21 protein-coding genes and 2 pseudogenes are annotated in these 19,790 nt (G+C 69.1%); 10 read left to right on the top strand and 13 right to left on the bottom strand.

What is annotated here, in order from left to right; genetic code table 11:
- The first annotated feature begins 758 nt into the window (after nucleotides 1–758).
- Nucleotides 759–1,118, top strand: a complete 360-nt coding sequence (locus SSNG_RS16915) for a hypothetical protein (RefSeq protein WP_007265084.1) — start codon at nucleotides 759–761, stop codon at nucleotides 1,116–1,118.
- A 102-nt stretch (nucleotides 1,119–1,220) separates the two neighbouring features.
- Here the strand turns inward: SSNG_RS16915 and SSNG_RS16910 are convergent, their stop codons facing one another.
- From SSNG_RS16910 to SSNG_RS16900, 3 genes are all read right to left on the bottom strand, one after another.
- Entirely contained in the window at nucleotides 1,221–1,607 is a 387-nt protein-coding gene (locus SSNG_RS16910) for a CBS domain-containing protein (RefSeq protein WP_042801191.1), read from the bottom strand.
- Nucleotides 1,608–1,653: 46 nt separating this feature from the next.
- Nucleotides 1,654–3,180: a DEAD/DEAH box helicase gene (locus SSNG_RS16905; RefSeq protein WP_007265082.1), complete on the bottom strand. Its 1,527-nt coding sequence runs from the start codon at nucleotides 3,178–3,180 to the stop codon at nucleotides 1,654–1,656.
- A gap of 313 nt (nucleotides 3,181–3,493) precedes the next feature.
- The gene (locus SSNG_RS16900; RefSeq protein ID WP_007265081.1) at nucleotides 3,494–3,697 is read right to left on the bottom strand and encodes a cold-shock protein; all 204 of its coding nucleotides are present in this window, start codon (nucleotides 3,695–3,697) and stop codon (nucleotides 3,494–3,496) included.
- Nucleotides 3,698–4,276: 579 nt separating this feature from the next.
- Here SSNG_RS16900 and SSNG_RS16895 point away from each other — a divergent pair.
- Nucleotides 4,277–4,771 (top strand): DUF5994 family protein, encoded by a 495-nt coding sequence (locus SSNG_RS16895; protein WP_007265079.1) that lies wholly within the window; start codon nucleotides 4,277–4,279, stop codon nucleotides 4,769–4,771.
- 111 nt (nucleotides 4,772–4,882) lie between these two features.
- On the opposite strand, the gene SSNG_RS16890 is transcribed toward SSNG_RS16895, so the two are convergent.
- From SSNG_RS16890 to SSNG_RS16880, 3 genes are all read right to left on the bottom strand, one after another.
- Nucleotides 4,883–5,092, bottom strand: coding sequence for a SpoIIE family protein phosphatase (locus SSNG_RS16890; RefSeq protein WP_007265078.1), 210 nt, complete (start codon nucleotides 5,090–5,092; stop codon nucleotides 4,883–4,885).
- Between the two features lie 300 nt (nucleotides 5,093–5,392).
- A complete protein-coding gene (locus tag SSNG_RS16885) occupies nucleotides 5,393–5,662 on the bottom strand; it encodes a hypothetical protein (protein WP_007265077.1) in 270 nt (89 codons plus the stop codon).
- A 235-nt stretch (nucleotides 5,663–5,897) separates the two neighbouring features.
- Nucleotides 5,898–6,473 carry a DUF5994 family protein gene (locus tag SSNG_RS16880; protein WP_007265075.1) on the bottom strand — a complete coding sequence of 192 codons (576 nt, stop codon included), beginning with the start codon at nucleotides 6,471–6,473 and terminating at the stop codon, nucleotides 5,898–5,900.
- A gap of 220 nt (nucleotides 6,474–6,693) precedes the next feature.
- On the opposite strand from SSNG_RS16880, the gene SSNG_RS16875 reads away from it, so the two are divergent.
- On the top strand, nucleotides 6,694–6,882 hold the full coding sequence (locus SSNG_RS16875; protein WP_042801188.1) for a hypothetical protein: 189 nt from the start codon (nucleotides 6,694–6,696) through the stop codon (nucleotides 6,880–6,882).
- Nucleotides 6,883–6,890: 8 nt separating this feature from the next.
- Here the strand turns inward: SSNG_RS16875 and SSNG_RS16870 are convergent, their stop codons facing one another.
- Nucleotides 6,891–7,655 carry an alpha/beta hydrolase gene (locus SSNG_RS16870; RefSeq protein WP_007265074.1) on the bottom strand — a complete coding sequence of 255 codons (765 nt, stop codon included), beginning with the start codon at nucleotides 7,653–7,655 and terminating at the stop codon, nucleotides 6,891–6,893.
- A gap of 237 nt (nucleotides 7,656–7,892) precedes the next feature.
- Complete coding sequence (locus tag SSNG_RS16865) at nucleotides 7,893–8,090, bottom strand: hypothetical protein (RefSeq protein WP_050779650.1); 198 nt, start codon at nucleotides 8,088–8,090, stop codon at nucleotides 7,893–7,895.
- Between the two features lie 180 nt (nucleotides 8,091–8,270).
- Here SSNG_RS16865 and SSNG_RS43870 point away from each other — a divergent pair.
- The 3 genes and pseudogenes from SSNG_RS43870 to SSNG_RS43865 all read left to right on the top strand — a co-directional run.
- Nucleotides 8,271–8,378, top strand: a pseudogene (locus SSNG_RS43870) (NUDIX hydrolase); the annotation flags it as partial.
- Between the two features lie 79 nt (nucleotides 8,379–8,457).
- Nucleotides 8,458–8,886, top strand: coding sequence for an NUDIX domain-containing protein (locus SSNG_RS16860; RefSeq protein ID WP_007265072.1), 429 nt, complete (start codon nucleotides 8,458–8,460; stop codon nucleotides 8,884–8,886).
- A pseudogene (locus SSNG_RS43865) lies at nucleotides 8,877–9,023 on the top strand (site-specific integrase); the annotation flags it as partial. The gene SSNG_RS16860 and the pseudogene SSNG_RS43865, both read left to right, overlap by 10 nt.
- A 669-nt stretch (nucleotides 9,024–9,692) precedes the next feature.
- On the opposite strand, the gene SSNG_RS16855 reads toward SSNG_RS43865, so the two are convergent.
- The 3 genes from SSNG_RS16855 to SSNG_RS16845 form a co-directional block, all read right to left on the bottom strand.
- Nucleotides 9,693–11,405: a glycerol-3-phosphate dehydrogenase/oxidase gene (locus SSNG_RS16855; protein WP_007265070.1), complete on the bottom strand. Its 1,713-nt coding sequence runs from the start codon at nucleotides 11,403–11,405 to the stop codon at nucleotides 9,693–9,695.
- A 48-nt stretch (nucleotides 11,406–11,453) separates the two neighbouring features.
- Nucleotides 11,454–12,971 (bottom strand): glycerol kinase GlpK, encoded by a 1,518-nt coding sequence (gene glpK, locus SSNG_RS16850; RefSeq protein WP_007265069.1) that lies wholly within the window; start codon nucleotides 12,969–12,971, stop codon nucleotides 11,454–11,456.
- 76 nt (nucleotides 12,972–13,047) lie between these two features.
- Nucleotides 13,048–13,896 (bottom strand): MIP/aquaporin family protein, encoded by an 849-nt coding sequence (locus tag SSNG_RS16845; protein WP_007265068.1) that lies wholly within the window; start codon nucleotides 13,894–13,896, stop codon nucleotides 13,048–13,050.
- Nucleotides 13,897–14,197: 301 nt separating this feature from the next.
- Here SSNG_RS16845 and dhaK point away from each other — a divergent pair, with 301 nt between their 5' ends.
- A complete protein-coding gene (dhaK, locus tag SSNG_RS16840; RefSeq protein ID WP_007265067.1) occupies nucleotides 14,198–15,202 on the top strand; it encodes a dihydroxyacetone kinase subunit DhaK in 1,005 nt (334 codons plus the stop codon).
- Here the strand turns inward: dhaK and SSNG_RS39820 are convergent.
- On the bottom strand, nucleotides 15,120–15,563 hold the full coding sequence (locus SSNG_RS39820) for an AAA family ATPase (RefSeq protein WP_206731304.1): 444 nt from the start codon (nucleotides 15,561–15,563) through the stop codon (nucleotides 15,120–15,122). The two genes, dhaK and SSNG_RS39820, sit on opposite strands and share 83 nt — an antisense overlap.
- A gap of 423 nt (nucleotides 15,564–15,986) precedes the next feature.
- On the opposite strand from SSNG_RS39820, the gene SSNG_RS16835 reads away from it, so the two are divergent.
- Nucleotides 15,987–16,508, top strand: a complete 522-nt coding sequence (locus SSNG_RS16835; RefSeq protein WP_042801187.1) for a GNAT family N-acetyltransferase — start codon at nucleotides 15,987–15,989, stop codon at nucleotides 16,506–16,508.
- Here the strand turns inward: SSNG_RS16835 and SSNG_RS41190 are convergent.
- Nucleotides 16,492–17,862 carry a hypothetical protein gene (locus SSNG_RS41190; protein ID WP_007265064.1) on the bottom strand — a complete coding sequence of 457 codons (1,371 nt, stop codon included), beginning with the start codon at nucleotides 17,860–17,862 and terminating at the stop codon, nucleotides 16,492–16,494. The two genes, SSNG_RS16835 and SSNG_RS41190, sit on opposite strands and share 17 nt — an antisense overlap.
- A 161-nt stretch (nucleotides 17,863–18,023) precedes the next feature.
- Between SSNG_RS41190 and SSNG_RS16820 the strand changes: the two genes are divergently transcribed.
- Together SSNG_RS16820 and SSNG_RS16815 are read left to right on the top strand one after the other, a co-directional pair.
- Nucleotides 18,024–19,235: a Shedu anti-phage system protein SduA domain-containing protein gene (locus SSNG_RS16820; RefSeq protein ID WP_007265063.1), complete on the top strand. Its 1,212-nt coding sequence runs from the start codon at nucleotides 18,024–18,026 to the stop codon at nucleotides 19,233–19,235.
- Nucleotides 19,232–19,555, top strand: coding sequence for a hypothetical protein (locus tag SSNG_RS16815; protein WP_007265062.1), 324 nt, complete (start codon nucleotides 19,232–19,234; stop codon nucleotides 19,553–19,555). Before SSNG_RS16820 ends, SSNG_RS16815 begins: the two co-directional genes overlap by 4 nt.
- Nucleotides 19,556–19,790: the final 235 nt, after the last annotated feature.

Here is a 19,790-nt window from a genome sequence, read left to right as displayed (position 1 = left end):
GACCCTGTGTTTCCGCCCACCCGACCGAGACGCTGCCGGGAGTGCGGGGATCGCGGTTGCGTGACCGGAGACCACCTCACTATCGATGTCCTGCGGTACCCGGGCTCAAAGCTCCAGCCCGGGCGATCCTGATGGCGCTCGGCTCCTCCGTTCTTCCCTCTGTGATCGAACTGCTTACTGCTGGTACCGCGTACTGCTGGTGGCCTGCGACAGCGCCACTCTCCGGCAGCCAGCCCCGTTGCCCGTCCTGCGTCTGCTCTGGCTTGGAACCCCACTGCCGAACTTCCCGGTGCGCGCGCCCGCAGCCGACGCCTTCACCGAGGGTGCTGCTCATTTACTTCGCTGCTGGGTACCGCGTACTGCGTACTGCTTACGGCGGCCCCTGATTACCGCGGGCCACCCGGTCCGGTCGTCAGTCCCGTCGCCTTCCTGCAACAACCCTGGCTTCGGAACTCCACTACCGCACCGTTCTGCGTGCTGCGACTTCGGTTCTGCTGCCCGGCAGTTCGTCTCTGCCAGGGCCTACTGTCTCTCTGGGCTACGAGAGAAACCATAACTACGTCACCACCCAATGTCTACTCCAGCGGGCATAGATTTTCGTGTCTGTCGAGGGGAGCTAGACCTGTCCGGTGGGCCCGGACACGCAGAGCGGCCTGGTCGGCAGGGCCGCGCGTCAGGGGCTTGTTGGCTCGTGGGCTCGGGAGGATCGCAGCCACGCGCCGGGCTCACGGGTCTGCCGGTGCATAAAATCGGCTCTCATGTCGAAGCCTGACGAGCTGCTCGCCGACGTCGCCACCCTGGTGGAGTCCGGGCAGAGCAATCAGATGTCCCTGACCGTGGTTACCGGTGGTGCTGTCATCACCGGTCGGCTGGCTCCCGAGGCCGTGTGGAGGCAGCGGGTGTCGGAGGTCCTGTCGGACTCGGCCAGCCTGGGTGAGTTCGCCGCCATCTTCACCGCGACGACCCCCCGGGAGGGTCCGCCCACCCATCTGCACTTCCATGTGGCCCGCATCCTTCAGGGCACGGTGGGGATCCCGGAGACGGGCGGAATGTACCGCGTCTCGATCGCGGATGTCAGCGCCTGGACCATGGGCGACTTCAGCTACTCCGACCACTGACCATCACGTAGGAAACCTCTGGGTACGAGTGAGGGCCCGACCGGCGCGTGCCGGTCGGGCCCTCCTCGCTGTTCGGGTGTCGGCGCGCGCCGGGCCCGTCGGTCAGACGGTCAGGGGGGTGCCGAGCATCGCGGAAGCCCGCTGGAGCGGGCTGAGGACGCGCGGGGGGACGGCGGCTTCGGCCAACGTGGTCACGGGCGGGGTGAACGGTCCGCGGTCGCCGAGTACGTCGCGCAGACGGACCCGGTCCGTGTACGCCGCGCCGTCGCGGACGGCGGCGAGCTGGGCTTGGGTGACCAGCCCGGTGCACAGGCCGTCCTCGTCACGGACGAGCAGATGACCTGCGCGGGCGCCGGCCATGACGGCCAGGGCCACCTCGACCGTCATGTCGTCACAGGCCTGTGGACCGTCAGTCTCCATCGCGGCGTCCACCGCACGGTGCACAGGGTTGGCGTTCGCCGAGCGGGGCTGCATCTGGACCAGCGTCACAACGTGCCTCCTGCAGAGATGGGTCAGTTTTTTGATCACGTGGTGCTCAGGTCGCCGCATCGAAGGCGGACCGTCGTGCGCTCGCGCTCACGCTCCCGCGCCGGGCCGTCGAAGTGGGCCGGCGCCTGCCACGGGAGGCCGAGCTGCGCTTGGCGCGTTCGACGACGGGCGCGGTGATGACGACGGGGATACCGGAGGGGGCCTGGGCGCCGGTGATCCGGTTCAGGGCCTCTTCGCCGGAGCGGACCTGGGTGGTCTGGGGGGTGATGCCGGCGGCCTGCATGAGACGGGTCATCTCGCGGCGCTGATTCGGGGTGACGAGGGTGACGACGCTGCCGGACTCGCCGGCGCGTGCGGTGCGGCCGCCGCGGTGGAGGTAGTCCTTGGGGTCGGTCGGCGGGTCGACGTTCACCACGAGGTCGAGGCTGTCGACGTGGATGCCGCGCGCCGCCACGTTCGTCGCGACCAGCACGGTCACGTGTCCGGTCTTGAACTGGGCCAGGGTCCGGGTGCGTTGGGGCTGTGACTTCCCGCCGTGCAGGGCGGCGGCCCGGACACCGCTGTTCAGCAGGTCCTGGGTCAGCCGGTCCACGGCGTGCTTGGTGTCCAGGAACATCATCACCCGGCCCTCGCGCGCCGCGATCTCTGTCGTCGTCCGCTGCTTGTCGGCGCCGTGGACGTGCAGTACGTGGTGCTCCATCGTCGTCACCGCACCGGCCGTGGGATCCACCGAGTGCACGACCGGGTCGATCAGGTAGCGACGAACCAGCAGGTCGACATTGCGGTCCAAGGTGGCCGAGAACAGCATCCGCTGCCCCTCGGGACGCACCTGGTCCAGGAGTGCGGTGACCTGCGGCATGAAGCCCATGTCGGTCATCTGGTCGGCCTCGTCGAGGACGGTGATCGCGACCTGGTTCAGCCGGCATTCACCACGGTCGATGAGGTCCTTCAACCGGCCGGGCGTGGCCACGACGACCTCCGCGCCTCCGCGCAGAGCTCCGGCCTGCCTGCCGATCGACATGCCTCCGACGACCGTGGTCAGACGCAGCTTCACCGCACGGGCGTACGGGGTGAGGGCATCGGTGACCTGCTGGGCCAGTTCACGCGTCGGTACGAGGATCAGGGCGAGCGGCTGGCGCGGCTCGGCACGCAGTCCGGCGGTGCGGGCCAGAAGGGCAAGGCCGAAGGCGAGGGTCTTGCCGGACCCGGTGCGCCCGCGGCCGAGCACGTCACGGCCTGCGAGGGTGTTGGGCAGGGTGGCGCCCTGGATGGGGAAGGGCACGGTCACGCCCTGGGCGCCGAGGGCCGCCAACAGCTCGGCCGGCATGTCGAGATCGGTGAAGGCCTCGACGGCGGGCAGAGCAGGAGTGGTCGTCTTCGGCAGGGCGAACTCGCCCTGGACCGGTGCGGACCGGCGGCCGTATCCCCTGGAGCGGCTCGGACTTCCGGAACGACTCGGGGTGGACGAGCCGAAGCGGCTGCCCCGCTCCGAGCCGGCGGCAGCGCCGTAGGAAGGGCCGCCGGTGCGGCTACGGGTGCGAGAGGAACGGTCGTTCGTACGGGTGCGGTTCATTCAGAACCCTCCTTGATGCGGCACGTATCAAGGAATTCCGGCGGCGGAAACACGGCGCGGGGAATCGCAAGAACGGGCCGAATGGAATGCGAAAGCGCCTCTGGACTGCAGAGATTCTCTGCGGTCGCAGGCGCTGAGACGGGGAGACGTCGCGTGGACGCGAAATCCAGAAAAGTCGAGTGGGGTGAAGCCCCGAGGAGGGCGTGACCCTGGATGTTTCGTCCCGCAGGCGACATCACCGCGGGGGGAATATGTGCAGCTGGGGCCCGCACCCCGAGGGATGCGGGCCCCAGCTACGAAATGCGCGTCAGCGTCAGACGGGAACGATGTTCTCGGCCGTCGGGCCCTTCTGGCCCTGCGCGATGTCGAAGGTGACCTTCTGGCCTTCCAGTAGTTCGCGGAAGCCCTGGGTGGCGATGTTCGAGAAGTGGGCGAAGACGTCGTCGCCGCCACCGTCCTGCTCGATGAAGCCGAAACCCTTTGCCGCGTTGAACCACTTCACGGTGCCAGATGCCATGTCGATCTCCTTTGGGGCAGTACACCAGCATCCGCACTGTACGGACACCGTGTCGCCGCGATGATGCCCCGCCGGGAAAATGATCCGGAAATATAAAGCGCCCGGATGTGGCGCGGAGGCCGACTGGGAACGCTCGAAGTTTTTGGGTACCAAAACTGCAACCGGGATCGACAGTAGCACGCCGCGGCGGTTGGTGTACGTCAATTATTTCCCCCGTGTGCGGTGCAGTAAAAACTCTCCGTGCGGGGGTCGTTAAACCCTGTGACCGCGGGGACAGGTATTGATTCCCCCCGAGGGCAGTGTTTCGGCAGGAAAGCGTCCACCAGCTGCATGCCCGGCCCGCCCTGCTCCCGTGCTCGGCGGGCGTTGTCCCGGGTGTCGGGTCCCCCACCCGCGGCCTTCGGTCGCAGGAGTGGACCGGTGGGTTTGCGTGCGTCGTGCCGGGCGTCGAGCCGGTGGATCGGGCGTGAGCCGAGGCAGCCGCCCGGCCGCCGCAACAGGCGCGGGGTACCGTGAGATTGCGGCGGTATCTCGTCGGCCATGAGGTGTCGGCGGCCCCGCACAGGCAGGCGGACCACCATGGCCGAATCCGACACCCCCAGCTCCCCGAAGCTCCTTCCGGATGAGATCCACCGAGCGGTGACGCCCGGCACGGCCCTGCTCCGGCTGCAGACGACGCACTCCCGCGAAGGCGTGCTCGACGGCGCCTGGTGGCCCCGCTCCCGCGACGTCGCGACCGAGCTGCCCGACCTGATCCGGGCGCTCACCGCACACCTCGGCCCCCTCACGCGCGTCGGCCTGGACGTGGACGCCTGGGAGGAGGTTCCGACCCGGGTGGTCGTCGACGACAAGGTCGTGCGCCTCGACACCTTCCCCGTCGGCGACGACACCGTCCTCGTCACCCGGGGCGACAACGACCACTTCTCCCTCCTGGTCGTGCCCCCGGACACGACGCCCGACGCGGCGCGGGACTTCATGGCCCGTGCGGTCCGGGCCGACAACGTCACCCAGGCCGCCGAGATCCTCATCGCCCGGCCTCCCGAACCGACGACCGACCACGAGGAGTCGGCATGATCCAGATGGCGGACATCCGCGAGTGGCGAACCAACTGAGCACGCGCCGCTCGCCCGCCACCGTCCGCTTCGGTGACCGACGATGCACGGAGCCGGCCGGACCGGCCTTCCGTCAGCCGCGCCACAACCTGCGGCTGGGCCCCGCCGAAGCCGACGGGGAAGGGAGGATGGTGGGGCTGTTCAGGCGGCGTACGACGCGGTGGTCGCGGATCAGCATGGGGGCGGGGTGCCCGGCGTTGACCCACTGGAGGCGGCCGGTGCACAGCAGCTGCTCCCCGAAGCTCTCCGAGCGGTCCGGATCCCCGTGCGCTCCGACGGTCATCCCGGTGCCTCCAACCGGGCGGCGGCCCGGCGGCAAGGGCCTCAGCGGGCGGTCGGGTCCGACTGGACGGTGAGGCAGACGGGACGGGGCACGAACGCCGCGCAGTGACGGCGGGCTGTCCGGTAGTGGCTCGGCACTATCCGGCGGCACGGCATCCGGCCGCACCGGTGGTGCGGCCTCCCGGATGCTCCTTGGCGGCCGGGCACGCACGCGGGCCTTGTGCGGGATGGCGGCGTGCCGCACTATCGCTGACCAGCCACGGCCCCAGGCGGTCGACCGGCCATCTGCTGCAAGAGAGGCTCAGCCGTGTTCCTCTTGGGCCTCCATGAGCTGGATCCCCTGATGGGTCAGTGAGACCATCGCGGGGGTGTTGCCCGGTTCCCAGTCGACGATGATCAGGCCGTCGGCTGCGAGGTAGGTGCAGGCGGCCGCCAGGTCCGGCTGCGGGATGTGCAGGCCGTGTTCGAGTGCCGCCCCGGTGATTCCCAGGAGGCGGTTGCCTTCGGTGGCTTCGTACAGGGCTTCGAGGATCTGCTGGCGATAGGCCTTCCGCTCGTGGAGGCTGGCCATGGCCGTGTCCTTTCGTGCACCGGGGGGCCCCGGTTCGTAGCCCTCCTCGGCGTCGGCGCCGATGCCGCCGGCGGGTTTCCTGCTGGTCGGCCGGGAGCGGGCCGGGAGGGGGCTTTCCGTCCGAGCGTGGCTCATCGGCCGGTGACGCTGCTGAGCGTCCGCCCGCTGCCTCCGGCGAGACGTGTCCAAGTCATTGGCTCGGGCTGCGTGTGTCCCCGTCACCCGACCGTGCTCCTCACCGCCACGTGTCCCTGGGCACCGGGAGGGCCTTTCGCCCCATGAGGTGCCCGAAGGGTGATGTGCCGGCCCCGCCTTCGGCCTCCCAGGAGTCCTCCTCGCTCAGGGCCTCGCGTATGCCGCGGCTGATGGCGGCTTCATTCGCCATCAGGGTGGCTGCGGTGAGGACACTGCCGGGGATCACGGCGGCCGACATGAGGCGGGCCGCGGCTGCCGGCCCCGTCTCGGGCGGGACCACCAGCAGGTCCCAGCGGCCGACGGTGTACGACAGCAGGATCAGCTTGTCAGGGCCCTGTTCGGTGAACCAGCCCACGTGCACCGTGCGCCCGTCGAAGCGAACCGTGCGCGGGATGACGGGCCAGCTGATGGGGTTCACGCTGACGCGGGTGATGCGCCCCCACGGCTCGTCCAGAGCGGCGGCGAGAGCCGGTAGCTCGGCTTCGAGGTCACGGGAGTACGGCCACCAGGCACCGTCCAGCTGACCTGCGAGCGTGGTGTTCGGCGTGAGTGACAGGCGGGCCGGCCGCACGGGTGCATGCGTGCCTGCGGCAGCGCGGTCAAGGATCGTGGTCATGTCGCGGACCCGTCCCCGGGCCGTTCGCGAACGGCCCGGTGCAGTGATCGCCGGAAACGACGTCCGCTGGGAGCGGGTGTGCGAGATACTCCCGGTGTCTCCACCGTACTCCGGTCCACTGTCCCGGAGTCACCTTCCGACCAGGTATTTTCCCGAGTGCGAGGGTGGGGTCGGAGAGTACGCGGTCCCGGGCCTCCTGCGTGGGCGGGTGGACCGTGAGATGACGGAGGCATTCCCCCGCTCGACCCACTTCGCGTTGCTGGTGGTTCCGCCGGACACCACCGCCGACGCCGCCCGCGAAGCGATGGCACGTACCGTCCGCCCCGACAACGTCACCCAGGCCGCTCAGATCCTCATCGCCACCGCACTCGAACGGGCAGACGGCGCCGCCGCTGATCCAGGAGCCTGACCCCGAACTCAGCGACCGAGGTATCGCTCGACAGCCGCGGCGGCGGCCGCGGGGGATTCCTCCGGTGCGTAGTGCCCCGTGTTCGGGAGCACCTCCAGCTGGGCGTGCGGGTACCACTGCATCCAGGTGGCCCGCATGGCCTCGGGCCCCAGCGCGGGGTCGTTCGCACCGGCGAGGAGGAGGACGGGGGCCGGGTTGTCCTTCACCCGCTCGTGGAAGTCGACGCGCGCCCAGGAATCCAAGTACGAGCGGAAAGCCGTCGGCGAGGAACGCTCCACGGAGCGGCTCACCATTGCGTCCAGCCAGGCGTCGTCACGCAGTCCGCCGGTGGTGTGGTCGATGATCGCCCTGCGGTTGCCGGGATTTCTCGCCGCCCCGGAGAACAGCTCCCACATTTCACCTTCGAGCGGGAAACCGGACGCGGGCACCGGTGAGATGCCGATGATCGAGCGGATGCGCGACGGGGCGTCCAGCAGCATCAGCTGGGCTGCCTTGGAGCCCATGGAGTGGCCGATGACTGTGAAGGACTCCCAGCCCAGGTGGTCGGCCACGGCCAGGGCGTCCTCGGCGACCTCATCCATCGTGTACGCGCCGTCGGCGTCGATCGCCTCGCCGTACCCGCGGCAGTCCAGGAACGCGTAACTGAACGCGTTACCGTTCAGGTGCTCGCGCATCGGGTCGAAGCTCGACCGGTCACCGAACCAGTTGTGGAGCAGAAGGGCCCGTTCGGAGCCGGTGCCCAGTACGTCGTGCGGAATGACCTGTCCTGTCACAACATCCCCTGCTCATCGGGTGGTCGTGGGCTGCCGGAAATCACCGGCGATCAAGTCTTGCGATCTCCATCAGAGGCAGGTGCAACGCGCCCCCCCCGCTGCGGGCCAGGCGGCCCTTGTCGGTGACGGGTATGAGGCTGCGCGCCTCAAGGACGGGCGTCGGGCTCGAAATGAGGGAGCCGCTGTGAAGCCTGTTGACCTGCCGGGCTCTGGGCAGGTGGACGAGTGCTGCTCTGGTCACAGCGACTCGTCGTGCAGGTCCTCTTCGCGCAGCAGGTCGTCCTCGCGACGGCGCGAGGTCTGCGGGCCCTGCTTCTGTCCCCGTTCGCGGGAGTGCTTCCCCGGCTGGGGGTGCGCGGGGTCTCCAGGGCGCTGGTGGCCCTGTGCCCCGCGGTCCTTGCCCGGCTCCTGACGCTTGTCCGGCGTACCGCCCATGACAGCGACTCCTCTCGATGCGTGGGTACGGATTCCTCTCGGATCACGCTCACACGCATAGCGGCGGTCTGCATCATGTCGTCTGCCAAGCGAGGCACACGCGTGACGCCCGTTCCCGATGTGGCGGCGCCGGAAGGCAAAAGGGCCCGCATCCGGCCCTCGCCGCGCTGCTGATGCTGCGAGCTGGCCGAAGTCGCCTGGGTAGCCCACGCCGAGATCCCGCAGTACGTCCCGTACGGTCTGTTCGCGCCGGTACGAGAACACCTCGACGCGGCTCTGAATCGCTGAAGCCGATGCCTGGTCGTCATCCTCGGCCAGGACCGGATGCCACGTCCTCATCGCCGCCTTCGCAAGGAAGCAGAGAGAAATGATCGAACGAGTCCGCGCCGTCCTCGTCACCGCCGACGACACGATGCTCGTCATCCGCCGCACCAAGCCCGACGTCCCCGAGTACTGGGTGCTCCCCGGCGGTGGTGTCGAGCCCAGTGGCGAGTCCCGGGAGGCCGCCCTCCACAGGGAGATCCACGAGGAGATCGCGGGGAAGGCCGACATCATCCGCCTCCTCCACACGCTGGAGTCCGACGAGGAGCGTCAGCTCTTCTATCTCGCCCGCATCGCGACCTGGTCCTTCGACGACCGCACCGGTCCCGAGTTCAGCGCCGAGGGTCGCGGTGAGTACGCGCTGGAGGAGGTCCCGCTGACCGCGGAGGCGCTCGACGGCATCAACCTCAAGCCCGAGGAGATCGCCCACGTCCTGTGGGGTGCCATCAGCACCCGGACCCTCCGGAACGGCTGAAGGCGACGGGCAAGACCACGATGGCGAAGGCCTACCGGCTGCTGAAGGCGATTGTGCAGACGGCGGTCGAGGACGAGCTGGTCCGCCGGAATCCGTGCTCCATCCGAGGTGCGGGGCGCGAGGACGCCGACGAGCGGCCCGTGGGGGCCAGTCGTGGAGCGGGCCCAGCTGATCTACCACCGACGGGGACCGGGCGCATGGTCGTGCCCTCGCCGCCGGCGTCCGGCCCGGGCTTCTCGGGCGAGGTGATCCTCGCAAGGGGCACGTCACCAACCTGACGCCCCGTTAGGGAAGTTGTGGCACGCGAAGGGCAAGCGAGCCCAGATAGGTCTAGACAACGACGAAGGCCCAGGTCGCTGACCTGGGCCTTCGTTCAAGAGCGGATGACGGGAATCGAACCCGCGCTATAAGCTTGGGAATCTACTGCGCGGAACGCGTCCACACCATCTCTGACCTGCGTAGACAGGTTCCGGTGAGGTCTCCCGGAGGCCCTTCAGGATCCGGTTCTGACCGCTGTTGACCGCTCTCAAGGGCACGGTTGGGGCACACCTTCGCAGTACTGCTGCGGAAGAGGCACGAGCCGCCTGGACCACTCGCGGGCGGGGCCTGGTTGGTAGGTCGTCCCTGCACAGGATTGCACCCGCAAGCCGTTACTGGAGGGCGTCCGGGGGATATCCGCGCCGGCCGCACCTCAGGCAACGACGAGCCGCCAAGCTGGTCGGTCCAGCCTGTCCAGCAGCCATCGGACGAGCACGCCTGACCAGCGAGGGCGCGTCCGCCGTGGCGGAGCCCCCGCGTGCGGCCGTTCAGGTCACCGGGATGATGTCGGGGGCGCCGAGCCGCACCGCGTCGGCGGTCCGGTCGTCCGGCTGCTGCTGGGCCTCGCGCTCGGCGGCGACCCGTTTGAGGTAATGGTCGACCTCGCGGTCCTGGTGCGCCCGGTCCCATCCCAGGTGAGGTGCCATCAGCTGGGCCACGGTCGGCGCCGCGTCCACCCCGCGGTCCCAGGACTCGATGGAGATCCGGGTTCGCCGGGCGAGGACGTCCTCCAGGTGGCGGGCTCCTTCGTGAGTCACCGCGTACACGGCCTCGACCCGCAGGTAGTCGTCGGAGCTCGGCAGCGCCTCGCCGAGCTCGGGGTCGGCCGCCACCAGGGCGAGCAGTTCGGGCGCCAGGGAGCCGTAGCGGTTCAGGAGGTGCTCGATGCGGGCGACATGGAGCCCTGAGTGTTCGGCAAGCCGGTACCGCGAGTTCCACAGCGCCGGGTAGCCGTCGGCACCCAACAGCGGGACACGGTGCGTGACGCAGCCGGGGACCTTCTCGTCCAGGGCGCGGGCGGCCTCGTCGACCGCGTCCTTGGCCATCACCCGGTAGGTGGTGTACTTGCCGCCCGCCACCACGACGAGTCCGGGTACCGGATGGGCGACCAGGTGCTCTCGGGACAGTTTGCTGGTCTCCGCAGCCTCGCCGGACAACAGGGGGCGCAGGCCGGCGTAGACGCCCTCGACGTCTTCGGGGACCAGGGGCGTGGTCAGGACGCTGTTGACGTGTTCCAGCAGGTAGGTGACGTCCTTGGAGCTGAGGGCGGGGTGGGCTTTGTCGAGCGTCCAGTCGGTGTCGGTGGTCCCGATGATCCAGTGCCGGCCCCAGGGGATGACGAACAGCACGCTCTTCTCGGTGCGCAGGATCAGTCCGGTGCGGGAGTTGATGCGGTCACGGGGGACGAGCAGGTGGACGCCTTTGGAGGCACGGACGTGGAACTGGCCGCGGGTGCCGGCCATGGCCTGGGTGTCGTCCGTCCACACCCCGGTCGCGTTGATGACCTGCTTGGCGCGCACCTCCGTCTCGTCGCCGCTCTCCAGGTCCGTGACGACGGCGCCGACCACCCGCTCGCCCTGCCGCAGGAACCGGCTGACGCGGGCCCGGTTGGCGGCCAGTGCCCCGTACGAGGCGGCCGTGCGGGCGAGGAACATGGTGTGGCGGGCGTCGTCGACCTGGGCGTCCCAGTACTGGACGGCGCCCACCAGGGCGTCGGAGCGCAGCGCCGGCGCCTCGCGCAGGGCCCGGCTCCTGCTCAGGTGCCGGTGGTGGGGCAGGCCGCCGGAGGTGCCGGAGGCCCTGGCCATCGCGTCGTACAGCAGCACGCCGCTGCCGACGTACGGGCGCTCCGTGACGCGGTGTTGCAGGGGGTAGAGGAACGGCACCGGACGTACCAGGTGGGGGGCGAGGAACCTGAGCAGGAGGCCCCGTTCCTTGAGGGCTTCGGCGACGAGGCGGAAGTCGAGCATCTCCAGGTAGCGCAGGCCGCCGTGGATGAGTTTGCTGGAGCGGCTGGACGTGCCCGAGGCCCAGTCGCGGGCTTCGACGAGCCCGATGCTCAGGCCCCGGGTGGCGGCGTCCAGGGCAGCCCCGCTGCCGACGACGCCGCCTCCGACGACCAGGACGTCGAGTTCGCCCTGTCCCATGCCGACGAGGGCCTGCGTGCGGGCCCGCGGTGAGAGTGCGACCGGATCGACCATGGTCTCCTCCTCAGTGCTGCGGGCACGTGCGCGGCCGGACCGCCGGACCTATTCGACCTTGGCCCAGTCGAGCGTGCGCTCCACCGCCCGCTTCCAGCCGTCGTACCCTTCCGTGCGCCGTTCCTCCGACCACTCGGGGGTCCAGCGCTTGGACTCCTGCCAGTGGGTGCGCAGTTCGTCCGTGTCCCGCCAGAAGCCGGTGGCGAGCCCGGCCGCGTAGGCGGCGCCGAGCGCGGTCGTCTCGGCGACGACGGGACGGCTGACCGGGACGCCGAGGATGTCGGCCTGGGTCTGCATGCAGAGGTCGTTGGCCGTGACTCCGCCGTCGACCTTGAGCACGTCGAGGTGGACGCCGGAGTCCTGCTCCATGGCTTCCACCACGTCGCGGGTCTGGTAGCAGATGGCCTCCAGGGTGGCCCGCGCGAGGTGGCCGTTGTCGTGGTAGCGGGCGAGGCCGACGATCGCGCCGCGGGCGTCGGAGCGCCAGTACGGGGCGAACAGGCCGGAGAAGGCGGGGACGAAGTAGATTCCTCCGCTGTCCTCGACGGTGCTCGCCAAGCGCTCGCTCTCGGCGGCGTCGCTGATGATCTTCAGCTGGTCGCGCAGCCATTGCACGGCGGAGCCGGTGACCGCGATGGAGCCTTCGAGTGCGTAGACCGCGGGGCTGTCGCCGAACTGGTACGCCACGGTGGTCAGCAGGCCGTGCTGCGAGCGGACCAGTTCCGTCCCGGTGTTGAGCACCAGGAAGTTGCCGGTTCCGTACGTGTTCTTCGCCTCGCCGGGCGCGTAGCAGACCTGCCCGACGGTGGCCGCCTGCTGGTCGCCGAGGACACCGGTGATGGGAATGGCCTCGCGCAGCGGCCGGGAGGTGCGAGTCCGTCCGTACGCCTCCGGGTGGGAGGACGGGTTGATCGTGGGCAGCATGGCCCGGGGTACGCCGAAGAAGCCGAGCAGTTCGTCGTCCCAGTCGAGGGTCTCCAGGTTCATGAGCATGGTGCGGCTGGCGTTGGTCACGTCGGTGGCGTGGATGCCGCCGTCGGGGCCTCCGGTGAGGTTCCACAAGACCCAGCAGTCGGTGTTGCCGAAGAGGGCGTGGCCCTGCTCGGCGGCCTCCCGCACGCCGTCGACGTTCTCCAGGATCCATTGGATCTTGCCGCCGGAGAAGTAGGTGGCCGGTGGCAGCCCCGCTTTACGGCGGATGACATCGCCCTGGCTGCCGCGCTCCAGTGCGGCGGCGATGGAGTCGGTACGGGTGTCCTGCCAGACGATCGCGTTGTAGTACGGGCGCCCGGTGCGGGGGTCCCAGACGACGGTCGTCTCGCGCTGGTTGGTGATGCCGACGGCCGCGAGGTCGGAGGCGTCGAGGTTTCCGTGCCGGAGGGCGTTCTGGATCACCGAGTTGGTGCGTTCCCAGATCTCCACCGGGTCGTGTTCGACCCACCCCGAGCGCGGGAGGATCTGGGAGTGCTCCAACTGGTGCCGCGCCACCTCGTTGCCGGCGTGGTCGAAGATCATGAAACGGGTGCTCGTGGTCCCCTGGTCCACTGCGCCGACGAAGTCAGCCATGAGTGCTCCTCTTGGGATGCCCGTGGGGCTGTCGTACGGGGACGGGGCGTGGGGTGTCCGCCCGCCCCGGATCAGGTCAGCTCTCGTCCGGTGTCGGTACGCGTCCGGGGGGCTCCGGTTCGGCGGTCGGCAGGAACCTGCCGATCAAGAACTTGTAGAGACCGGCTCCCAGCAGACCGCCGATCAGCGGGCCGACGATCGGCACCCAGAAGTAGAAGTTCCCGTACTGATCCCTCCATGCCCCGCCGTACCCGGTGAGGAAGCTGGCCAGCCGGGGGCCGAGGTCACGGGCGGGGTTGATCGCATACCCGGCGTTGGTGCCCCAGGCCATGCCGATCGCCACGACGATCAGGCCGACGATGAACGGAGCCAGGTTGGCACCGGGAGGCGTGCCCAGCAGGTCCGTGACCGCGAGGATCAGCAGGAGCAGGATCGCGGTGCCGATGATCTGGTCGCGCAGTGCCCCCCACTCGGTCACCGGCAGGTTCGTGTTCCCGTTGGCCGGCAGCGTGGAGAAGACACCCTGCGTCTTGATGGTGTGGCCGGGGTCGGCCTTCGCCAGCGCCTCGGTGTAGTTCCAGCGGACGATCAGGGCGGCAACGAAGGCTCCGGCGAGCTGGGCCAGCGCGTAGGGGGCCACCTTGCTCCACGGGAAGCCCTTGAACGCCGCCAGGGCGACGGTCACCGCGGGATTGAGGTGGGCGCCGCTCAGCCTCGCCGCGACGTAGACGCCCAGGGTCACGCCGAGACCCCAGGCCCAGGCGATGCTGTCGTGGTTTCCGAGGCCGCCCGCGGGGTCTGTCAGGGCTCCACCGGCGACGACCTGGGCCACGACGCCACAGCCGAAGAGGATGAGGATCATGGTGCCCGCGAATTCGGCCGACAGTTCGCCGACCAGCCCATGTGCTTTGAGGCGCTCCTTCATGGGTGCCCGCTTCCCGCCGGTCCGAAGGCCGGCATTCGACTGCCCCGAGCCCCCGGTTCAGCGTAAGACGGGTCGCCCGTACCGGAAAGGCGAGGGCGGCCCGGTTGCGCGGAGGCCGGTGCCCGCTTCGGTTCCTCGATCCTTTTCCGAGGCGGTCGCCCGAGCTCTCGCGGATGTCCGCGGCGTGGCAGCACACTGTTCGTATGGCGTGCCTCGCTGACGCGCCTGCCCGGCGCGCGGTGATCGGTGCTCCGTGACGGCGCCGGACGCTCACCCCTCGGCTCCGACCGGGAGGCACACGATGAAGATGCTGATCAACAGTCCCCAGACCGTGGTCGCGGACGCCCTGCGGGGACTGGCCGCGGCCCACCCGGAACTGGACGTGGATGCCGAGTCCCGGGTCGTCGTACGGCGGGACGCACGGCAGGGCGGGCGGGTCGGTCTCGTCTCCGGTGGCGGCTCCGGACACGAGCCCTTGCACGCCGGCTTCGTCGGATACGGAATGCTGTCCGCCGCCTGTCCGGGCGAGGTGTTCACTTCCCCCGTGCCCGACCAGATGGTGCGGGCGGCCAAGGCCGTGGACTCCGGCCAGGGGGTCCTGTTCGTCGTCAAGAATTACACCGGTGACGTACTGAACTTCGACATGGCCGCCGAGCTCGCCGAGGAGGACGGCATCCGGGTCGAGCGGGTGCTGGTCAACGACGACGTCGCCGTGACCGACAGCCTCTACACCGCCGGGCGGCGCGGCACCGGGGCCACGCTCTTCGTGGAGAAGATCGCCGGGGCGGCCGCGGAGGAGGGCGCGCCGCTGGAGCAGGTCGCCGCAGTCGCCCGGCGGGTCAACGAGGCCTCGGGCAGCTTCGGCGTGGCGCTGAGCGCCTGCACTACCCCCGCCAAGGGCAGTCCCACCTTCGACCTGCCCGACGGCGAGCTGGAGCTGGGCATCGGGATCCACGGCGAGCCGGGCCGGGAGCGGCGCCCGATGATGCCGGCGAGGGAGATCGCCGAGGTCGCGGTGGGTTCTGTGCTGGACGACATGGCGAGGGCGGCTCCCGTCGACGGGCCGGTACTGGCCCTGGTGAACGGGATGGGCGCGACGCCGCTGCTGGAGCTGTACGGCTTCCACGCGGAGGTGGCCCGGGTGCTGACGGCTCGGGGCGTCCCGGTGGCCCGGACCCTCGTGGGGAACTACGTCACCTCGCTGGACATGGCGGGGTGCTCGGTCACGCTGTGCCGGGCCGACGAGGAACTGCTGCGCCTGTGGGACGCACCGGTGCGGACGGCAGCGCTGCGCTGGGGCCGCTGACCCCCGGGTAGCGCAGCTCCACCGGGACCCCGAGGGCGCGCGCACCGAGTCGCTTCTCGTCCCGGTCGGAGCGCAGCCAGAAGCTCGATTTCAGGATCACGGTCTGCCCGACTTTCAGCAGGTCCTGCGCGTGCTTCCAGAATCGCCTCTCAAGCCGGTCGCGTGTCTCCTCGTCGTGCAGATCGATGCCGAGTGACGCCATCCATTCGTCCGGGCACAGGCGCACGGCCGGGATCTCCTCAGCCAGCCGTTTGGCCAGCGTCGTCTTCCCCGAGCCTGATAGCCGCACAGCAAGATCAGCCTCGGTTTGGGTCTCACAACTGCCAGTTCCTCCACCGCGCGCCACGGATCTTCGCGTCATCGCCGATCATGACGCAGCCGGACGAGGTGATGGAAAGGGATTTCCGCCCGTGCCCGGGGTACGACTCGGGGGAGCGTCTTGGCTACGCGTCGGGGTTCTTGGCCTGCGCACTCAGTGCTCACCGGGCCCGACACCTCGGGCATAGAAGGATTCGACCCCGTGCCACGGGGACGGGCCGCCCATTGTCCGGGCAAGGTGTTCCTGCGACCCGTCCAGCGAGCGGCGAGCTGCGTTGACGAACTTCAAGAGCGCCTCGTGCAAGCCGCTGTGGATCGGCCGGACCTCTTCGAGGTCTGTCGGCTGGCGCCGCCGTGGCGGCCTCTGCGCTTGCCACCAGGCACATCGATTGAAGCGCGGCGTTGAACGGCTCCCAGAATTCGAAATCCAGTGTGTGGATCTTCCTCGGACTGCTGGGATGGGTGCATGAGTGTCTTGCATGCCGGGGCGGCCGAGGTCGTCGTACCTGTCGTTGTCCGTGATCTGACGTCCGCTGATCTGCCGGCCTGTGCCTGGTCGGGCTCGGCGACCCATCTGGTGCAGGTCGCACGTGAGCTGGAACGGGCGGCTGCCGGGGACGTGGACTACCTGGCGGTCTGTACCCCGGCCGGTCTTCCGGTGGCGATCGGCGGGGTCGACTATCAGGTCGCGGTCGGCGCGGGCACGCTGTGGCAGCTCGCAGTGCTCCCTGCGCTGCAGTCGTGCGGTCTGGGCACCGTGCTCGTCGGGGCCGCGGAGGAGCGCATCAGGTCACGCGGCCTGTGGCGTGCCGACCTCGGGGTGGAGGAGAGCAATCCACGGGCCCGGGCCTTGTACGAGCGCCTGGGGTACATGGCCTACGGCCGTGAGCCCGATGCCTGGGACGTGGAGGCGCCGGACGGTTCGCTGCGCCGGTACGAGACCATGTGCACGCTGATGCGCAAGGACTTGTCTATCGGGCGGCCCTGACGCACGGCGAGTCGGGTTTGGGAACGGACTCCAGGCGCGCATCCTCCAGACGGATACTCGTCTTCCGTCGGGCAGTGGGATCCCAGAATTCGACCCGATCGCCGGATTGTCCAAAAAGCACCATCGGGCGGTCACGAGCAGGCTGGGTACCGTAGTACGGCGCCTCGGGGGAGGTCAGCTCGACGCAGGCGTACTGGGCGCTGACGCCGAAGTACTCGGGGATGCCCCGGCCGGCCGCAGCGAGTGCACGGTTCTCCGTCCCACTGCGCGCTGCAGTGTGGAGGGTGAGAAGGCAGAACGCCATGCCCATGCCTACGCCCAGCGTTACCGCAGGCGCCCAGGACAGCCACGGTCCTCGGACCCGCAGGGACGGGGCGAGGAACCGCATCCATCCCAGGTAAGCGATGGGCACCAGCGCAGCCGCGACGAACACGCACAGCATCCAAAGTCCGGCCTGCATGCCGCCCAGCCCGCCACCACCCGGCACGGGACGCACGTCGAACGGTGATAGGTACGCCCGCTGGACGAGAGTCCCGAGCCAGGGCACCAGGGGAATTGCGAGGGGCACGGCCAGAGGCACCAGCCAAGGCAAAGCTCGGTGTGTGGGGGTGCGCCGTACCGCGAGAAGCGTTCCTCCCATCAGATAGCCGCCGACCAGGACTATGAGAGGGCCACCGACGCGTGGATTGTCTGCTCCGATCGCTGGCCAGAGGCCGGCTCCGAGCAGGCAGGTTGCCGTTGCTGTAACGACGAGCATCAAGAACGCCAGAGCGTGCCAGCCCTTGGACACCAAGGAACTGCGGATCTCATGAACGTTTGGGTCTAGCTGTCGAATGGCCAACGGATGGTGCGACAGAGCAGCCCTGGCAGCGCGTCGGGTGCGAGCCAGCCGACGCGAACGGGGTTCGTCGAGCTGGGCCGGGACGCGCACCAGCCGGACGGTACCCGCATGCGGATCATGCTCGCCGGTCCGTACGGCCAAGTGGAGCGCGTGGCTGAGCCGTTTGCCCATGGACGCCCGCTTGCCCCGCAGGTGCCACTCAGTCTGTGGCCGGTGGACGCGTTCCACGAGCGCGGCATCCCGGCAGTGAAGCGAGAGTTCGGCATTCTGGGCCAGCGTGTCCAAGGTGGCCACCGCTTCCTGTACCGCGGTCTCACGGACTCCTCGGATGCGAACTTCGATCACACGCGCTGCCCACCCGGCATCCGTGACCACTCTGGTCTCCTGGGCCAGAGGCTCGCGTAGGGGCCAGTCCATCGCCTCACACACCTGCTGAAGCAAGCCCAGCTCCTCTGGGCGGTCCGGGACCTCTGCGACGACGTGGATGCGGCGGTTGAAGGACAGTGCAGTCATTGGAGTTGATCCTGCGGGGCCCGAGTCCGGTTGCAGGGATAAAGGTTGCCGGGGCGGAACAGGTGCGGAAGTCGAAGCGCTCATAAGAAGATTCTGCCGTCAGAGCCACCGCGCTCCGTCCGGCCACGGTGGTTGTCAGTGCCCGGTTCTAGGGTGCCCGCATGGCGACATTCCGATCCGGCTTCACGCTCTGGCGCATGGTTCAGGCGGCACGAGAGCTCACGGAGCATGCGGGCGTACAGCGGCGCATCGACGCGGTGCTGAGCATCATGGGGGGCCTCGGCGGGACGTACGGCAAGGGCAGACCGCTGGTGGACGGCTTGGAGGATGTCGCCCAAGAGGCGCTCTTGCACGAGGACATCGAGTTCGCCCGACGCTTTCAACGTTTCGCCGCCTACGCCCGAGGCGAGCTGTTCCTCGACATCTTGGAGAACTACTACGACGAGGAGGCGCGGCAGCGCAGCGAGAAGTACATGCGGCGAATGGCTGCCATGGGCGCTGAGCGGGCGGTGGCCGCCTTGGACGTCCTGTGCGACGAGAACCCCGCCGCGACTGCCACCGATGCCCGTGCCCTCTTCCACGGCATCGCACGGTCCACCGATTACCTGGGGCTCGGGACCGGAGAGGGCGGGATCCAGCTGTCCACCAAGTACCTGAAGCGGCTACAGGAGTATGGGCGCATGGAGATAGTCCTCCGGAATCTGCCCCGACCTGCCTCAGCCGAAGCCGCCCGGATGATGGGCGACGTCTTGGCGGACGCTGATGCGGGACTGCTGGCCCAACTGCTCGAATTGAAGGCTAGACGGGCGGGCCTCGCGGCCCTGCGTGCCGCGGTGGACGACCCTGACAGCTCCGAAAGGGCCCTCCACGCCTGCCTGAAGAGCCAGGAGTGGATCTTCGGCGGAGCGTACGTCGCCGAGTTGACCCGCCGTCAGTACACTCCAGACACCATTCTTGACATTCCGCTGCTGCGCGGTGACGGATCCTTGCACGTGGTGGAACTCAAGCGCGCCAACATCAAGGACCTCGTCATACGACCCAGCGGCCACCTCATGCTGGGCTCTGCGGCGCACCACGCAGTCTCCCAGGCGCAGAACTATCTTCGAACCATGGACGAGAACCGGCAGACCATCCTTGCGCAGTACGGCGTCGACACACGCAGGGCATCGGCGACGGTCGTGATCGGGCACCCGCGGTACGTGAACGGGAGCATCACGTCCCAGGAGATCGCGGAGACGCTGCGGACCTACAACACGCATACGGCGCGCATCGAGGTGATCACGTACGAGACCCTGTTGGATTCTGCGGCCCGGATGCTGGCGCTCTCGTCTGCCGGGCAGAACCCCGGTACGCACGAGGAGCCCGCGGCATGAACGCCACCCCTCCTGCGATCGAGCCGCTCTTGGCCCGCCTTTGTGGTGGCGCGATCACTGACATGGAGTACGTCGGCTACTTCCTGAACGAGTTCGGCGAGGAACTCGTCTTCGCCCAGAGCCCGGGAGAGAAGACCGCCAGGCTCTGGCACAGCGACGCGGACTGGCAGATGTACCGCGTGGGCGACCACTCGATACGGGTGGACGGCCAACTGGAGGGAATGATCACTGTTAACGACCTGATAATCCATCGCGCCGAGGCGACGTGGCTGTCCTCCTGTCTGGCAGCCTCCCGCCACCTGCGGTCGGGACGTGCCTGACGACCTCCTGCCCAGGGCCTCGCCCGCCTGGACAAGGACCCAGGCTGCGCCGCCGGCGGCCCAGGCGCGCCGCCATCTCGGTCGACGTGTGCTTCCTCAACGCGAACACAAAAGCCCCAGGTCGTTGACCTGGGGCTTTGTCGTGGAGCGGATGACGGGAATCGAACCCGCGCTATAAGCTTGGGAATCACTCGGTACTTGGGCGTGCGTATGCCCTCTGACCTGCCGGAATGTG

It is taken from the genome of Streptomyces sp. C (genome assembly GCF_000158895.1).
Lineage (GTDB): Bacteria > Actinomycetota > Actinomycetes > Streptomycetales > Streptomycetaceae > Streptomyces > Streptomyces racemochromogenes.
Note: the sequence above shows the minus strand (reverse complement) of the source record. Positions and strands in the feature narration are given on the sequence as shown.

Coding starts and splice junctions, on each gene's coding strand:
- SSNG_RS16915 (WP_007265084.1), top strand. CDS start 759: ATGTCGAAGCCTGACGAGCTGCTCGCCGACGTCGCCACCCTGGTGGAG.
- SSNG_RS16905 (WP_007265082.1), bottom strand. CDS start 3,180: ATGAACCGCACCCGTACGAACGACCGTTCCTCTCGCACCCGTAGCCGC.
- SSNG_RS16900 (WP_007265081.1), bottom strand. CDS start 3,697: ATGGCATCTGGCACCGTGAAGTGGTTCAACGCGGCAAAGGGTTTCGGC.
- SSNG_RS16895 (WP_007265079.1), top strand. CDS start 4,277: ATGGCCGAATCCGACACCCCCAGCTCCCCGAAGCTCCTTCCGGATGAG.
- SSNG_RS16890 (WP_007265078.1), bottom strand. CDS start 5,092: ATGACCGTCGGAGCGCACGGGGATCCGGACCGCTCGGAGAGCTTCGGG.
- SSNG_RS16885 (WP_007265077.1), bottom strand. CDS start 5,662: ATGGCCAGCCTCCACGAGCGGAAGGCCTATCGCCAGCAGATCCTCGAA.
- SSNG_RS16880 (WP_007265075.1), bottom strand. CDS start 6,473: ATGACCACGATCCTTGACCGCGCTGCCGCAGGCACGCATGCACCCGTG.
- SSNG_RS16875 (WP_042801188.1), top strand. CDS start 6,694: ATGACGGAGGCATTCCCCCGCTCGACCCACTTCGCGTTGCTGGTGGTT.
- SSNG_RS16865 (WP_050779650.1), bottom strand. CDS start 8,090: ATGGGCGGTACGCCGGACAAGCGTCAGGAGCCGGGCAAGGACCGCGGG.
- SSNG_RS16860 (WP_007265072.1), top strand. CDS start 8,458: ATGATCGAACGAGTCCGCGCCGTCCTCGTCACCGCCGACGACACGATG.
- SSNG_RS16855 (WP_007265070.1), bottom strand. CDS start 11,405: ATGGTCGATCCGGTCGCACTCTCACCGCGGGCCCGCACGCAGGCCCTC.
- glpK (WP_007265069.1), bottom strand. CDS start 12,971: ATGGCTGACTTCGTCGGCGCAGTGGACCAGGGGACCACGAGCACCCGT.
- SSNG_RS16845 (WP_007265068.1), bottom strand. CDS start 13,896: ATGAAGGAGCGCCTCAAAGCACATGGGCTGGTCGGCGAACTGTCGGCC.
- dhaK (WP_007265067.1), top strand. CDS start 14,198: ATGAAGATGCTGATCAACAGTCCCCAGACCGTGGTCGCGGACGCCCTG.
- SSNG_RS39820 (WP_206731304.1), bottom strand. CDS start 15,563: ATGACGCGAAGATCCGTGGCGCGCGGTGGAGGAACTGGCAGTTGTGAG.
- SSNG_RS16835 (WP_042801187.1), top strand. CDS start 15,987: ATGAGTGTCTTGCATGCCGGGGCGGCCGAGGTCGTCGTACCTGTCGTT.
- SSNG_RS41190 (WP_007265064.1), bottom strand. CDS start 17,862: ATGACTGCACTGTCCTTCAACCGCCGCATCCACGTCGTCGCAGAGGTC.
- SSNG_RS16820 (WP_007265063.1), top strand. CDS start 18,024: ATGGCGACATTCCGATCCGGCTTCACGCTCTGGCGCATGGTTCAGGCG.
- SSNG_RS16815 (WP_007265062.1), top strand. CDS start 19,232: ATGAACGCCACCCCTCCTGCGATCGAGCCGCTCTTGGCCCGCCTTTGT.